Source organism: Luteitalea sp. (genome assembly GCA_009377605.1).
Lineage (GTDB): Bacteria > Acidobacteriota > Vicinamibacteria > Vicinamibacterales > Vicinamibacteraceae > WHTT01.
The window spans coordinates 1-13,962 of sequence record WHTT01000065.1; the positions used below are offsets into that span (position 1 = coordinate 1).

General features: G+C 65.5%; 25 protein-coding genes. 3 read left to right on the top strand and 22 right to left on the bottom strand.

Annotated features, from left to right (window positions below; all coding sequences use genetic code 11):
• The 15 genes from GEV06_19640 to GEV06_19710 form a co-directional block, all read right to left on the bottom strand.
• A partial coding sequence (locus GEV06_19640) for a hypothetical protein (GenBank protein ID MPZ20105.1) occupies positions 1–533 on the bottom strand: 533 nt, incomplete at its 3' end.
• Positions 530–1,066, bottom strand: coding sequence for an HNH endonuclease (locus GEV06_19645; protein ID MPZ20106.1), 537 nt, complete (start codon positions 1,064–1,066; stop codon positions 530–532). The genes GEV06_19645 and GEV06_19640, both read right to left, overlap by 4 nt.
• 192 nt (positions 1,067–1,258) lie before the next feature.
• Complete coding sequence (locus tag GEV06_19650) at positions 1,259–1,627, bottom strand: hypothetical protein (protein MPZ20107.1); 369 nt, start codon at positions 1,625–1,627, stop codon at positions 1,259–1,261.
• Between the two features lie 100 nt (positions 1,628–1,727).
• Positions 1,728–2,015 (bottom strand): hypothetical protein, encoded by a 288-nt coding sequence (locus GEV06_19655; protein ID MPZ20108.1) that lies wholly within the window; start codon positions 2,013–2,015, stop codon positions 1,728–1,730.
• Positions 2,016–2,219, bottom strand: a complete 204-nt coding sequence (locus GEV06_19660) for a hypothetical protein (GenBank protein MPZ20109.1) — start codon at positions 2,217–2,219, stop codon at positions 2,016–2,018.
• A 325-nt stretch (positions 2,220–2,544) separates the two neighbouring features.
• A complete protein-coding gene (locus tag GEV06_19665; GenBank protein MPZ20110.1) occupies positions 2,545–3,231 on the bottom strand; it encodes a hypothetical protein in 687 nt (228 codons plus the stop codon).
• Positions 3,232–3,244: 13 nt separating this feature from the next.
• Positions 3,245–3,631 (bottom strand): hypothetical protein, encoded by a 387-nt coding sequence (locus GEV06_19670; protein MPZ20111.1) that lies wholly within the window; start codon positions 3,629–3,631, stop codon positions 3,245–3,247.
• 9 nt (positions 3,632–3,640) lie between these two features.
• Entirely contained in the window at positions 3,641–3,886 is a 246-nt protein-coding gene (locus tag GEV06_19675) for a hypothetical protein (GenBank protein ID MPZ20112.1), read from the bottom strand.
• Between the two features lie 84 nt (positions 3,887–3,970).
• Positions 3,971–4,225, bottom strand: a complete 255-nt coding sequence (locus GEV06_19680; GenBank protein ID MPZ20113.1) for a hypothetical protein — start codon at positions 4,223–4,225, stop codon at positions 3,971–3,973.
• On the bottom strand, positions 4,225–4,614 hold the full coding sequence (locus GEV06_19685; GenBank protein ID MPZ20114.1) for a hypothetical protein: 390 nt from the start codon (positions 4,612–4,614) through the stop codon (positions 4,225–4,227). The genes GEV06_19680 and GEV06_19685 overlap by 1 nt, the downstream gene beginning before the upstream one ends.
• Positions 4,615–4,684: 70 nt before the next feature.
• Positions 4,685–4,924: a hypothetical protein gene (locus GEV06_19690; GenBank protein ID MPZ20115.1), complete on the bottom strand. Its 240-nt coding sequence runs from the start codon at positions 4,922–4,924 to the stop codon at positions 4,685–4,687.
• Positions 4,914–5,225 (bottom strand): hypothetical protein, encoded by a 312-nt coding sequence (locus GEV06_19695; GenBank protein MPZ20116.1) that lies wholly within the window; start codon positions 5,223–5,225, stop codon positions 4,914–4,916. Before GEV06_19695 ends, GEV06_19690 begins: the two co-directional genes overlap by 11 nt.
• Before the next feature lie 2 nt (positions 5,226–5,227).
• A complete protein-coding gene (locus GEV06_19700; GenBank protein ID MPZ20117.1) occupies positions 5,228–5,413 on the bottom strand; it encodes a hypothetical protein in 186 nt (61 codons plus the stop codon).
• On the bottom strand, positions 5,410–5,943 hold the full coding sequence (locus GEV06_19705) for a hypothetical protein (GenBank protein MPZ20118.1): 534 nt from the start codon (positions 5,941–5,943) through the stop codon (positions 5,410–5,412). The genes GEV06_19700 and GEV06_19705 overlap by 4 nt, the downstream gene beginning before the upstream one ends.
• A 61-nt stretch (positions 5,944–6,004) precedes the next feature.
• Positions 6,005–6,256, bottom strand: a complete 252-nt coding sequence (locus GEV06_19710) for a helix-turn-helix domain-containing protein (protein ID MPZ20119.1) — start codon at positions 6,254–6,256, stop codon at positions 6,005–6,007.
• 109 nt (positions 6,257–6,365) lie between these two features.
• On the opposite strand from GEV06_19710, the gene GEV06_19715 reads away from it, so the two are divergent.
• A complete protein-coding gene (locus GEV06_19715) occupies positions 6,366–6,938 on the top strand; it encodes a hypothetical protein (GenBank protein MPZ20120.1) in 573 nt (190 codons plus the stop codon).
• A gap of 342 nt (positions 6,939–7,280) precedes the next feature.
• A complete protein-coding gene (locus GEV06_19720; protein MPZ20121.1) occupies positions 7,281–7,466 on the top strand; it encodes a hypothetical protein in 186 nt (61 codons plus the stop codon).
• A 676-nt stretch (positions 7,467–8,142) separates the two neighbouring features.
• Here GEV06_19720 and GEV06_19725 read toward each other — a convergent pair.
• The 3 genes from GEV06_19725 to GEV06_19735 are packed head-to-tail and all read right to left on the bottom strand — an operon-like array spanning position 8,143 to position 9,039.
• A complete protein-coding gene (locus tag GEV06_19725) occupies positions 8,143–8,415 on the bottom strand; it encodes a hypothetical protein (GenBank protein MPZ20122.1) in 273 nt (90 codons plus the stop codon).
• Positions 8,412–8,606 (bottom strand): hypothetical protein, encoded by a 195-nt coding sequence (locus tag GEV06_19730; protein ID MPZ20123.1) that lies wholly within the window; start codon positions 8,604–8,606, stop codon positions 8,412–8,414. The genes GEV06_19725 and GEV06_19730 overlap by 4 nt, the downstream gene beginning before the upstream one ends.
• 1 nt (position 8,607) lies before the next feature.
• On the bottom strand, positions 8,608–9,039 hold the full coding sequence (locus GEV06_19735; protein MPZ20124.1) for a lysozyme: 432 nt from the start codon (positions 9,037–9,039) through the stop codon (positions 8,608–8,610).
• A gap of 94 nt (positions 9,040–9,133) precedes the next feature.
• On the opposite strand from GEV06_19735, the gene GEV06_19740 reads away from it, so the two are divergent.
• Complete coding sequence (locus tag GEV06_19740; protein MPZ20125.1) at positions 9,134–10,261, top strand: methyltransferase domain-containing protein; 1,128 nt, start codon at positions 9,134–9,136, stop codon at positions 10,259–10,261.
• A 274-nt stretch (positions 10,262–10,535) separates the two neighbouring features.
• On the opposite strand, the gene GEV06_19745 is transcribed toward GEV06_19740, so the two are convergent.
• The 4 genes from GEV06_19745 to GEV06_19760 are packed head-to-tail and all read right to left on the bottom strand — an operon-like array spanning position 10,536 to position 13,957.
• Complete coding sequence (locus GEV06_19745; protein ID MPZ20126.1) at positions 10,536–11,678, bottom strand: hypothetical protein; 1,143 nt, start codon at positions 11,676–11,678, stop codon at positions 10,536–10,538.
• On the bottom strand, positions 11,678–12,823 hold the full coding sequence (locus GEV06_19750; protein MPZ20127.1) for a hypothetical protein: 1,146 nt from the start codon (positions 12,821–12,823) through the stop codon (positions 11,678–11,680). The genes GEV06_19745 and GEV06_19750 overlap by 1 nt, the downstream gene beginning before the upstream one ends.
• Positions 12,823–13,620, bottom strand: coding sequence for a hypothetical protein (locus tag GEV06_19755; GenBank protein ID MPZ20128.1), 798 nt, complete (start codon positions 13,618–13,620; stop codon positions 12,823–12,825). The genes GEV06_19750 and GEV06_19755 overlap by 1 nt, the downstream gene beginning before the upstream one ends.
• Positions 13,621–13,651: 31 nt before the next feature.
• Positions 13,652–13,957, bottom strand: coding sequence for a hypothetical protein (locus GEV06_19760; protein MPZ20129.1), 306 nt, complete (start codon positions 13,955–13,957; stop codon positions 13,652–13,654).
• Between the last annotated feature and the right edge of the window lie 5 nt (positions 13,958–13,962).

The following is a 13,962-nucleotide window of genomic DNA, read 5'->3' on the forward strand; positions in this document are numbered from 1 at the left end:
CCCTGCTCCCAGACGAACCATGCCGACGTGACGCTGTCGGTCTGCCCACGCCCCTTGAAGTCGTGCCGAGGCATCACGATCACCGTCCGCGGCGGATTTGCCGACAGGAACCGCTGGCGCGCCGCAGTCGGCTCGAGCCACGACAGCCGGAGGATGGTGGCGAAGCACGGCAGCGTCTGCACGGCCAGCGGCACAATGGCGTCCGCCAGATCGAACGGCACGTTCGTCACACCCCAATACGGGCGGTTATGCGTCCGCCCGGCAATGTCGCGCCAGTACTCCGAGCGCGCGGCATCGAGATGCGTGTCGGTCGGCGTGGCTGGGTCGAGATCGTTGCTCTCGATGAAGCCCGTCGCGGACGGACGCTCCGCCGCCAGCACCTTGACGATCGCCAACTGCCCCGCGCACGGCTCGAGCACGTCGAACGGATGCACGCGCCGCAGGAGTGCCCGCGTCATCCAGGCCGGCGTCGGGTAGTAGTCGAACGCGCGCCGCACGGACGGGTCTAGCTCGAGCAGCGGCCGTTGTGTCATGACGCCCGCCGCCCCCCGCGCAGAACCGTGATCGACGTGTTGCGCATGCGCCTGCGGACTTGGGCTTGGGCGTCTGTCAGACGCTTGCACTCGCGGCACCCGCGACCGTTGTCTCGGCGGTACACAGTGGCACCCGTCAATTCGTGGCCACGATCACAATGTGTCTTCCGAGCATTCTTGGCCGGCTGACTGTCTCCGCGTAGCACGTTGATTCTGTTCGTCACCGGCTCTAAGTGCGCCGGATTCACGCACGCACGATTGCGGCAGAGATGATCAATGGTCAGACCGTCTGGGATACGCTCACGCAGCAACTCCCAACTAATGCGGTGTGCCCATGAGGACTTGCACGCAACTCCAAACACGCCGTATCCGTCCGCGCGACAACGGGTCCATATCCAGCAGCCGCTGGCGTCGTCCTTGGACACATATGACCAGAACCGGCGAACGGCGTCAGGCGTGAGTAGATCGACGTACGACGGGCGAGTAGACTGGTGATCAGTCATGACCGTGCGGACTCTTTCGTCGTCGTCCATCCCGGTGTTTCAGCGTGGCAGCTCGTACACCGCAACGCGATCCGCGTCCGGTCGAACGTCAGCACTTGGTCATGCCCGCGCAGTCCACAGATGAAGTGCCGGAGACGATCTACCAGCCTGACGGACATGCTCGTTTTCTCCAATTCCGCTCCACTCGCCACTGCTGATACCGTCGCCAGAGGGAGAGCAGGGTCATGCGCGCCTCCGGATCTCGACTCGCTGATACCGATCCGTCCAGTGCGGGCGCTGACCGCCCACCCTGAGCAGCTTCCGCCCGCCGACGCCCCCGGTGATGTCCAAGTGGCACTGATCGCAAACGTGCTGCTTGTGCTCCTTGAGCGCCGACAGCCCTTTACCGCGCGTCCCTCGGCCGCTGAGCATGTGGTGCACCTGCGTGGCCGCACGATCGCAGCGATACTCGATGGCCCCGGTCGCCCCGAACCACCGCACCTCGCACCACCCCTCGCTGCGATCCCGCGCCTGCGCGCTCCCGGCCTTATCCGCGCCGGGTGGGGTCGGCGTCTTGGCGAAGGCGTGATAGGCGCGCTCAGGGTCCGCCACGGTCCTCTCCCTTCCACAAATAGAGATCCAGGACCACCAACCCCAGGATCAGCAGGGGCAACCACCACAGCTCCCGCCACAGGGCCAGCAGGGTGGGCATCTACGCTGCCCTCCGTCGGCGCGCCTGTGCCTCGTCACGCAGCGTGCGCAGCCAGAGTCCGCGCAACCACCGCGTCACCTTGCCTGTGCCCTCGCACCAGCCACACGGTTCCCACGGGCCAGTGCCGTCATCGAGCAACACGTAGCGTTCGCCACCCGCGCCGCTGCAGGACTGGCACAGCAGGCCATGCGCCTCGACGTATGCGACGAACCGCCGATGATGCGCCTGCCTCTCATAAGAGAGCCGCGCGTAATCCGGCACGTCGTTGATGTGATCGCGCCAGCCCATCTACTTCAGCCTCGACGCCTTGACCATCTGCTGGTCCCGTTCATACGCTGCGGCTTCGCCCCCACGGAAGGCTTCACCGTCAGGCTCGGGCGGCGAGCACTCTTCGCACCCGCCGTAGCGGACGCCGTACTCGCTCATGGGCAGTTCTTTGCCGTGGCGGAGGCAGTAGCACTTAGGGTCGAGATCGTCAAAGTCCTCCGTCATTACGCGCTCCTCGTGATGGCCGCCAGCGCGGCCTGTCGTGCGCGCCGCTCGAGGCAGTACCAGCAGATGCACTCCGGATCGCACGGTTCCTGCGGATAGGCGCCGCAGTCGGGGCAGAGTTCGGAATCCGGGTCCGGCCCAAACTCGCGCTCGTCGTCGCCATTGAACCAGGGCGCGTCCACCTACGCCGCCCCCGGAAAGCTCACGACCTGCGGCCGGCGCACCCGATACCGGCCACAGCACCGGCACTGCAGCCCGAGCTTGACCAGCATCCACGAGCGGTGCGGGCAGCGGCGGGCCAGCGCAAAACGCAGCACGCGGGCCATCACGCCACCTGCTCTGCGGCCACGCCGCGCAACACCCCCATGCGCCGCGCGAGCGCCAGCGTCACCTCGACATCCGACCGCACATGCGCGCAGACCTCCGCCCACTTCCCCGCCGCGATGAGCGCCGGCACGTCCGCCCCGCTGATCGCGTCGTCCAGCGGAATCCCGAACCGCTTGGCGTAGAACTTCAGCCCGCGGAACTTGATCGCCCCGTTGAACGACAGGAGCTGCATCAGGTCGATCACGCTCGGATGGCGGTACTTGTCGATCTGAATGGCCGGCGCCGGCACGCCCAGGTAGAGCGAGCGCCGCAAGAGCACGGGCAGGTCGTACCCGAGAATGTTGTAGCCGACGATGGACGTCTGACCCTGCACCTGTCGCCAGACCTCCGCGAGCATCGTGCGCTCCTGCGCCTCGCTGTCAGCCGTTATGACACCAACCTTGCCCGTCTCCGGGTCCGCGATGCCGACGGCGACGACGCGGGCCAGATCCGGGTCGAGCGCGCACTTGCCGAGCGCGGCCTGCTGCGCCTCCGCGATGTAGGCGGCGATCTTGGCCGGATCCTTGTAATTGGACGGCGCCTCGATCGGCTCCATGAACTCTGCCGCGCTGTCGATGCCGGTCGCTTCGATGTCCAGCACGCGGTAGCGCGGGTCGTACTGTTCGGATGCGTAGTTCTGGCTCATGGCGTCCTTCCGATCAGAACGGAATTGACTCGTCGTCCATCGCGGCGGCGTACTCCGGTTCCGGCTGCGGCTTCGGATGCGCGGGGAGCTTAGCCGGTGCCTTCACGCGGATGGCCTCCACCGTCTCGCCCTGGAAATCCACTTCCGTGGCGAATAGCCGGACCTGCACACCGTGCCAGTCGTCGGTGTCGTGGCTGCCGGCGATCTCCGCGATCTTTTTGGAGTTGGTCTTGTTCAGGACCATCCCCTTCTGCTTGCCGGCGAAGTAGACGACCGGCTTCATCTCCTTGCTGCGGCCGACCGGCTCCAGCTCCACGCGATCGATGGCGACGACCGGCTGCGCCTCGCCGAGATCGGAAGCCTTCAGGTAGTTGCTGGGGAATGCGTCGTTGATGTTCACGGTCTGCTCCTAGCGGCCCTCCGGCCAGATGATGTTGAGCGCGAGCGCCGACAGGTGCAGATAGTGGTTCTGCTCGATGTCGGTCAGCTCCGGCCACGTCTTGAAGTCGCCGGTCAATTTGCCCGTCCTCAGACGGCGCACATTGAACAACCAGGTGGCGAGCATCTGGTCCGCGATCTGCTGCCGGAAATCCACGTCCGGCATGTGCTGGTAGTTCACTTCCGCGTGGTTGGGTGCCATACTCTCTTCGGGCATCAGCGGTCCTCCTCGTGTGTGTCGCTGGTGGTCCTGGGGGCGGCAGGAGATAGGCCTGCTTGCCCCAACTTCTCTCTCTCGTCCTTACGTCTCCTGCAGCACGGCTTCGAGGCGAGCACCGGACTCCACCTCACACAACTGCTCGGCCTGTTCCGCACACGCGATTAACTGCGCGGCGATCTGCCGTGCCTGCGCCGCGGCTGCTCGCGCGCCTCCAGAGAGATAGAAAACCGCGTCGACGCCACCCGCCTCTTGACTGAGCCAGATAAGGCCATCGCGGTGCTGCACGACGGGCATGGCGTGGTGAAACGAAATCTGCTGCCGTAATTGAGTGCTCACTAGCTCACCTTCCTTTCACGCGACTGCGTCAGTTCTGCCTTGAGCGGCGGCCCCGCCTTGGCCGGCAGCGTCGACGCCTTCAGCGCATCGAACACACCGAGTAAGCCCGCAACGAAATGCCGCACCGCGTCATCCCCACGAGACGGCATCACGACGATCCGCCCGCGCTCCGTCGCCTCGCGACTGTGGTATTCCGCCTTGACGTCCTCAGGTAGCGCGTCGAAGAACTCCAGGCCGAGCGGCTTCTCCCCGTTCAAGACCCGCGAGATGTAGGCCCTGTAGTCCTCGGATTTCCCCATCGCGACGGCGAGCGCTTCCAGCGTCCAGCCGAGATCGGAGACGCACTGCCGGACCAATTCGCGGCGCTGGTCAACAGCTGTTGTCCTCACGACCGAGACGCGAACATCAGAAGTTGCCTGACGACGCGCGGGGCTGTCTGCGACGATGCTTGACATGCAGTTAAGGCTTCCCTTCCCACCGCTGCCCACCGAGCAGCATCCGTGCGACCGCCGCGCCAAACTTGGCGGCGTGCCCGTCGTGCCGGCCATCCAACACCGCCGCTTTCAGGTTGGCGATCTCCAGCGTGAGATCGTCAGCCCCTGCCTCACCTGTTCGGTTGATCAGCTTTTGGCTGCTGTTCAGGCTGTCGTGGCCGCCAAGCGGGAGCGCGTCAGGGCCGAGCGTGCGATCAGAAGTCATGGGTAGCCTCCTGCTGGCTGGCGACGTACACCGCGCACGCCTCACGGCGCTCGTCGGTCTTCCTGATGTCGCCACGCAGTTCCAAGGCGTTGAAGCGCGCCGCGACCGATGCGCGGGCGATCGTCAGGCTCGCGCTCGCTTCCTTCTGCGTGCACCCGTGGTTCCCGGTCCAGCGGATGAAATGCAGCACCGCCTCGCCTTGCTTGCCGACGAAGCGCGCGGCACCGACCGCCGCATCACGGCTCGTGGCGCTGCCGCTCTGAAAGGGCAATTCCTGATTCGCGGAATCGAGCCACGGCATGGCTACGCCGCCTTCCCGCGCTTGGCCGCGCGCATCGGCCGCTCCCACTCACGGCGGCAGTCGTCGCAGATGCCGTGTGAGAGTCCACGCGCATCGAGCGGTCGATCCACGAGTACCTGTTGTGGCCGGCCATTCGCCACGCACCACGCGCAGAGCGTGCGGATGGGGTCGGCGTGCATGTCGTTCATCGGCAGTACCCAGGCTGTTTCCACGCCACGGGTTCAGGCTGACCGAACAGCCACGCACCGTCGTGCCGGAGCACGAAGACTTTCGTCATGGCCCGGTCACTATCCGGGTCGTTCCCGTTCCGAATATGCACGGTCACTTCTCCGCTCAGATCACGCGGATTACATCGTGCCCGTTCGTCCTGCTTCCCTTGAATCAGCACCATTTCTTCCTGCACGCCATCCGGTCGGAGACGCCCAAAGGACAGCGCACCCAGGGACCCCCCGGCGATGGACGCCATCCGCACCTTGGGCGGATCGTCCACCGTGGAAATGATGGAGACTTCGTTGTTCGTGATCTCGACGTAGCCCCAGGCCAACGGGATGATGCGCGTCTGCGCCTCGGCACCAGCCGCTGAGGCGAGAATCAGCAGTGCGCTGACGACCGGCGCGAACAGAAGTGAATTGTGGTAGGAATACGGACGTGCGCGAGGACGTGCGCGCCCGAGCCTTACGGCACGCGACCTAATCTGCCCAACTTGGCGTTCTGCCAAGCCAGACACGATCGTTGAAGATACATTATGTAAACCTTTGCGCATGGTCGTTTGCACCTTGTTAAGACGCGCGTGTTCGACTATCACGAGGCATGGTCACGGCAGATTCGTCAAGATCGTTTGCCGTCCACGCCTCAACGGGAATCCCCGTCAGGCGCTCAAGGTGAATCGCGTTCTTGAGTCCCGGCGATCGCGCGCCACTCAGGAGTTGTGAGATGAACGGCTGATCGTATTCGAGATACCTGGCCGCATCGGCTTGGTTGAAACCACGACGCCGTAACCAATCCTTGAATTGTTCTGGCCCTGAGTGCATGGACCCATGCTACGCGCGTTTAGCAAAAAGGCAATAGTAAACCGACATACAAGTTACTCATAGGTGTCTGATTTGCCATGTGCTCTCGTGATAGGTCTATTAAAGGCGTATGAAGGCTAGTTATCTCCTGAAGCGCAATATCCGTACGCTGCTCTCTGCGCGGGGGCAAACGGCGCACGACTTGGCAGTTTGGTGCCGCAAAACCGATCCGTGGGTGAGCAAGATCCTGAGCGACAAGCCGCCGCCTCCAGGTGAGAAGGAGCGGGGCATCCCGCTCAAGTACCTGGATCGCATTGCCGACTTCTTCGGCATCGCCACCTACCAGCTCTTTCAGCCGGGGATTTCGCCGTTGACGGAACGGCGGGGCGGAAAGGATCGACGCGGCGGGCGGGACCGGCGGATCAGCGGCCGCCAGCAGGAGATCGTCGCGACCCCGATCCGCGCCCTGACGCTAACCGCAGATGACGAGGCGATGCTCGCGGAGTTGCACGCGCTGAGCTACGAGCAGTATCAGCATGTGAAGGCGTGGATCGCCGTCGCGCGCTTCGGGCCGCACAGCGAGCGAAATAGAACACCTCCCGACGCGCCGCTACTGGCAGCGCCGCCACCATCGAGGCAAGCGCCGCGCACTCGCGCTGTACGGCCACAGACGCCGCGCGCCGCGAAACGCATGGAGCCGTAGCTGTCTCAGTACACATGGAAACATAGCGCATGGTGTGACCCCTTGGGGAAGTTACAGGGAACAGATGGATGAGCAGTCAGACACAGCCGGTCTCGTGCCAGTCACCACATCCGTAATGTAACGCCCGCTGCTGCATTCAGTTGCACACTCTCGTGACGGATCGGGTAGGTCCGATCACGCTTCTGTGCCGTATCCGGCCTCGACGGTATAGCCTGCCCGGCTGAGCTGTGGTAGCGTGCCGGCATGGCGACCATTGACACTTGGCTCCAGGATTATTGGTGCCTCTCAGGCCCACGCGGCTTGGTCCGCTGTGAACTCTGGAGCACCTGGCACGGTCTGGAGATGCGCATCTATATCGGGGGTGCCAGTCGCGGCGCAGAATACATCGAACGGTCCCCCGATCACGATCTGCTGGCGCTGACGACCTGGGCGGATCACCAGCGGGCGCGCTTCCGCGCGATGGGGTATGTACCCACTACGGTCCCTGACCGCCCGCGTGGCATGACCGCGATCAGTGAGGCCCGCTGATCGGCTCCCGCGCGTGTCGCTCCTGACCTACAGGATACGGTTGCGGTGTGCTGAGCTGATGTAGGATCGCCGAACGCGCTGCGCTCAGGGCTACCAAACGCTTCATCTCGTGCCTCCAGGCGAACGGAACACCGTTCTCCGCGCGACGGAAACCGTCCGTCGGCTAGGAGGTGAGTGTGGATGGATAACCCTGATAAGGACGTCCCTGCGGGCTACCACGTCATTTACGTGAAGTGGATCACCCGCAAGGGCGTTCGCGTTTACCCGCCGAGGGGACTGAAGGCTTGGAGGCTTGTGGTCCCTGAAACGCGGTCGAGCAGCTAACAGCGAATACTAGCCTCTTTTTACTGAAAAGTACAGAGAAAGCTAGGGCGAACCGGCCGGGGCGTCACCGTGGCGCTCCGGCCGTTAGTTTTTATCGGCTCGGCCAAACTGACCCACTACCGGAACATAGGCCCGCTGATCGGCTCCCTCTTCGCGTAGGGGTGGTGAATGCGAAGAGGCCCTGCGGAGCGATCAGCGGGCCGTCTCTAGCGCGGGTGGACGATCACGCCATCCTTGATCAGCACGGCCGTTGAACACGTCCGGCAGTAGCACCAGATGGCGCCTTTGTCGTCCGCGCGGATGGCTTCGAGCGAGGAAGCCGAATCACAGCATGGGCAATCTGGAAGCTCTTTCACCGCTGCGGCACAACGTGCACCGGCTGATTCGTCAGCAACCGGATCACGATGTTGCCCACCCCCACGACCGTGGCGGCCACGCCGGGCGGCAGCGGCAGCACGCCGGAGAGTTCCACGGCGGCGGTGACCACGTTGAACCAGAATGTTTTCGAAGAGAGAAGACTCTTAGACACGCGCTGTTCCTTTTCATAAGAGGCTGTCCCCTGCTCAAGCAGAGAAAACAGCCGGTTGGCTTTCACGAAGATTTTCAGGAGGCGGATCGGATTCACGGCATGTTCTCCAGCCAGTGGTCGACATCCACCCGCACCCGTGGCGCGTTGAACGGCATCAGGTCCGACTCCCGGACCAGCACCGTCCACCCCTGCGCCAGCGCACGGGCTTCGCAGTCCACGGGGATCCGCATCGTGATCGGGGTCTCGGGATTCTCGCCCCAACTGACGAAGAGGAAGCGTGGCGCCATCTCATGCCGCCTGTCCCGTCCGGAGCATCGCCACCAGCCGCGTCACCCGGGAGCGTTGGACCTGCGTGGCCCAGTCGCTATCGACCATCTGCGCGGCCGCCTCCCCGTAGTCGCCAGCCTCCAGCGCCGTCAGCATCTTGCGGAAGCCCCGGAAGCGGCTCGGCCCCAGGTTGAAGCGCAGATCGAGCAGCGCTCGCTGGCGGATCGAATCGAGCTTCGAAAACCACGCGAAGTGGTCTGCGAGATCCGCTTCGCACTCGTCGATGTCTTCCGTGACCAGCAGGGTGATCGCGGCGTCCGACAGGTCCCGGTCTTCGAGGTTCCGCCCGATACCCACGGTGAGCTTGCCAGCGGTGCAGCGGTATGGACGGCGCTTCAGCCCTTCATGGAGCACCAGCTGCGAGACCAGCGCATCACGTTCCTGTAGCGTCACGCCGCCCCCAGCAGCGCCCGCAGCGCCTGCGCATGCGTCAACATCCGGCCGAGATCCGTCCGCACCTGTCGCCAGTCCGGCTGGACCATGAGGTCTGGATCGATGTGCCGGGCGATCAGTTCCTCGATGCGTGCCACCGAGGCGAGCGCGATCACGCGGTGCATGGGGGTCACTGGTCCCCGCGCGACAAGAAGAGCACTTGATCGATCTTTTGCCTGATGTACCTGATGTCGTCCTTCACGTCGCGGATCTCGCGGTCGTGGCCGTTCAGCCGGCCGTGGAGCGAGAACAGCCAGCCCAGTGCGCCGACCCCGATGGCCACGATGGCCATGACCGCTGCTGCCTGTTCAATCACCTGGTCTCCCGTGGTATTCTTCGCCCTTCATGGCCGTCCCGGTCTTCGTACTCCTGGCTGCCGCGGGCCCGTTCCTGGTGCTTCCCTGCTGTGCCCCCCGCGACTGACCCGTCCATCCGTCCTGACGCCTGTCCGGCCTGCGCGGCCATCAGCGTGACCACCGCGCCGGACTGGCCATTAGCCGGTCGCCTGGTCGCGTATCGCTGCGACTCATGCGACCTGCTGTTCTCGTGGCCACAGCCCACGCCTGAGCACCTCGCCGACTTCTACAGTCCGACCGGCGGATGGGGACAGACGCATGCCGACCGATTCGAGGCCGCGACACACAAAACCAAGGGCGCGGCCGGCCGCGCGCTGATCGCACGCATCGACGCCCTCGTGCCAGACACCGCTCGGCGCGTGCTCGACTTCGGCTGCGGCACCGGCCGCTGGCTGAATGCCTTTGCTGATGCGGGGTGGCAGACGTGGGGCATCGAGCCCGCCACCGATGTGGCCTTTGCGCGGCACGCCCGCGTGGACGCGATTCCCGATGACGGCCGCTTCGAATGCGTCCTCGCCTACCATGTGCTTGAGCATCTGCCCCGGCCGCTGGACGCGCTCCGGCAGTTCGCTGCCGCGCTGCGGCCTGGTGGCGTGTGCGTCGTCAGCGTGCCGCGACTTGACACCGTGGACGTCCATCAGGACCGTACCTATTGCCTGAATGGGCGCGCCCATCTGGTGGCGTACTCCGAAGCCTGTCTCCGCGATCTGTTTCAGCGTGCCGGCTTCACCCGCGTGATCGACGCGCACGACCTGGACGGGTTGTTCACTCAGGGGCGCCCAGTACGGATGCGCCTGATCGCGCAGCGCGAGGGCCATCGTGCGTGATTGGCAGATGGCGCTGATCGTCATCTGATTTCTATTAGCCACGGCGTTTATCTGGCCAATGAACTTGCAGTGGATATGAGCCTGACTTGCTGTTGCGCCAATACTCCGCCATCCTTGACTCCCGTGTTACCCTTGGCCTGTGATGCCGCTGGCCGAACTGATTGCCGACGTGCGCGAGATGACACTTTTTGAACTCCTTGAAGCCGCCGTCGCTTATGGTGTCGCCGCACTCATAAGCGCCTTGGTGTTCGGGGCCGTGCTGTTCGGCATGTGGTCATTCCTGCGCTAGTAGTCCTAGCAGCGCCGCCCGCAGCATCTGCGGCGTATAGTGGCCGGCGCCCTTGAGACCAACGCCAAGCGCTGTCAGGCCGCCGGGCGTTGTCAGCATTGAACCAGCCGCCGCCCCACCGACGGCCGGCAGTAGGCCACCCACTGACCCCAGTACTGCGCCCGTGCCGGCAGCACCACCAAGACGCGACAGAATATGGCCCGTCTCAGAGGCGTGTTCCGCGCCGCGCGCCACGCCCATCAACGACCGCGTGCGCGCGTTCACCGGACCGACCGTCGGCACGATCTCTTCGATGCCTTCGCGCAATCCGCGCGCCTGCGCTTCGTTCGTCAGCGCCTCCATGCTGTTGATGGTCGCGCCGCGGTCCCGCGCTTTGTAGGCCGTCTCCGCGAGATCCTGCGCTTCGCGCTTCAGCGTCTGGGCTTTAGTCAACGGGAGGCCGCCCTTGTTACGCTTGGCGAAGGTCGCGGCGCGTTGGGCGAGTGCCGGCGTCTCGTCTGGCAACCCCAGCGCAGCCTGGTTCTTCATCTTGTCGCGCACTGGCCGGAGCGACTGGACGACGCGCCGCGGTTGTACGGGCGCGGCGCCGCCCTGCTCCGCGACGGCCAGCATGTCGTCGGCCTGCGCCCGCGATTCAGAGGTGAGCCGGGCGGCCTTCTTCGCGCCACGACGCGTCAGCGAGATCCCTTCTCTGAACCCGGTCTGCGCCATGTTCGGATGCTGCTGCTTCAGCGTTCTTGGGAGCAGGGCTACGCCGCCCTTGTACGCGCCCTTGCCTGCGGCTGTGAACACCTTACCGGCCGCTGGAGGCCCGACGGCCGTGGCGAGTGTGTAGGCCGGATTCTCGACCGCTTCTCGCCCAGCCGAGCCCATGCCGGTCATGCCGGCGATCACGTTACCGCCCCACTTGAGCACGTCGCGGATGTTGTCTCCCGTGGTCGGCTCCGCCGGTTGCGGGTCGCCAGCCATCGTGCTCTGCGGCATCATCCCGGCCGTGGCATCCGCTGGGAGCTGTGTCGGCTGCTGCCGCTCGTCGTACCGCGCGACGAGCGCGCGGATCTGGTCGTCGCCCAGACCTTTCGCCCGCGCGCCTGACACAATGCGGCGGATGTCATCTTCGCGCGGCATTAGCGCCCTCCCAGTAGTTCGTTGAGCAGGGCGTCCGTTTCGTCGCCGCCGCCGCCACCACCAGCCGCGTCCAATTGCGCGCCAGCCGATGGCTGGAGAATCTTGTCGAACTTCTCCCGCAGGGTGACGAGTTCCTGCTGTGCCTCCGCCTCCGGCAACCGCTGGGTCAGCCGCGTTGCGGCCGACAGGATGATGTCGAGTTCCGCCCGATTGAGCTGGCCGAATCCCGTCGCGCCCGTCTGGGACTGGTCCTTCATCTCCCGAATGAGATCCACCACGCGCTGCCCGACGATTTGCCGGAGGGAGGCGTTCGCAGACACGGTGCCTTCACGCACGCCAAGATCGCGCGACCACACGGGCGTCATCTCGCCAAACAACGCCCGCGACCCCGGCGTCAGTGCGCCTTCTTCCGTCAGGAGGTCGTCAATCGCCGACCGCATGGTCTGCGCCTGCGCGCGGATGGGTTCCATGCGCGTCTGTTCGTACTGCGCGAGCAACGCGGGGTCACTCGCCATGCCGTGCATGACGGTGCCGCGCTGCGTCGGGGTGCCTTCAGGCAGCTGTCCGGATCGCGCGGTCATCGCTGCCAACGCACGCATCCCCGGATCGCCTTGCGCCGCGCCTCCGGCGCTAGGCCGCGCCGCCTGCGTCTGCCGCGACTGCGCGCCTTGCGCCCCGATCTGTGCCAGCCGCTGCTGATGTAAGCGCGTGTCGCGCGCCTCCTGCTCGCGTGTGCCCTTCTCCGGATCGAGCACGTCCATCGGAATATCCACGCCCTCACCAGCAGCCATTAGTTGCGCCGTGCGCGGGTCCGCCGTCCTCTGCTGCAGCCCTTCGATCGTCATGCGCCGCACGGCGCGCTCGTTGCCGACCTGACGGCGATCCGCCGCGTCCACGTCGTCGAGGCGGCCCTGGCGCGCAGCCTGCCCCGCGCGGTACTCCTCGTCGGCGGCGAACTGATCCTCTTGCAGCGTGAGTCCACGATTCGCCCGTTGCCCGGCTGCGGCCTGCAGATCGAGCTGCTGTCCCGCGCGCTGGTTCTCGATCTGGCGCTGTTCCTCCAGCAGCCGTTGCGTGATCAGCTGCTTCAGCGCATCCGCGCCCGCCGCCGCCCCCATCGAGCGCCCGAAGCCCAGACCGGCCATTACTGCACCCCCCGCAGGCGCGGATCGATCAGGCCCGCCAGTAGGCGCGGGTCGGCGGTGTTCGGGAGCGGGGCCTGGAGACCTGGCTGGCGGTTGATCTGGCCCGCCGTCAACTCCGGCCGCTGCCACGGTTGCAGATACCGCTGATCGGGCAGGCTCTCCTGACGATCTTGCTGACGACCCTTGAGCCCTTCACCCACCGCGCCGATGATGTTGCCGATGGTGCCGACCGTGCCCATCGTTTTCTCCATGCCGCCCGCGTCTGGGATCGGCGTGAGGCTTGGGGCGTCGATCAGATAATCGCTCGCCGTGCTGCCGGCCAGGCGGCGCTTCACGGCGTCCTGCACCAAGTTCTGGCCGATCCCGCGCGTCTCTGCACCGAACAGGGACGGCCTTAACCCTCCGCTGATCTGGCCCATCGGGATGCCAGAGGGGGCGCTGATGTTGACGTCTTGGACGTTGGCCAGCGCATCGCCGTACGCGGCCTGCTTGGCGTCCTGCGTCGGCGCCGATCTAGCCATGTCCTCAGCCGTGAACCGCGCGTTCTGCTGCGTGCCGTAGATGTCCGCCGCGGTACGATCGCGTGACAGGTTTAAGAGGGCTTCCGTTTCGCGGCCCTGCGCCTGTCCTGCCGCGGTATTGCCGGCGACGTTGCCGACCGAGCCGAGCACATCACCAGCCTTCCCGATCCCGCTCAGGATCTTCGCGCCCGTGCCCGCGGCCCCGGCGCCGAGCGCCAACGCTGACGCCCCGCCTGTGAACGGAATCGCGGCAATCGGCGCCGCGACACTCAACACCTTCCCAAGCCCACTCCAGAATCCCGTATAGCTACCCTCCCAACTTCCGCATCAGGGCTTCTCGAATCAGCTGCGGCGACACCATCGGCGGACCTGACTTCGCGAGGCCGCCGGCCATCTCCATGCCGGGTATCGGGACGGGCTGCATCCGCGTGGCGCCGAACGAGGGCGCAAGCCCCCCGGCCGCGCCCACAAGGCCAGGCAGCGCAGCGCCGACGCCCGCCATCGGCTGTGGCGCAGGGGCCGGCGCGATGCCTTCGCGAATAGGCGGGGGCTGTAACTGGCCGCCCTGCCGCTTCATCCGCTCCATCGTCGATTCCCCGTCGATTAGTGCCATGTCGT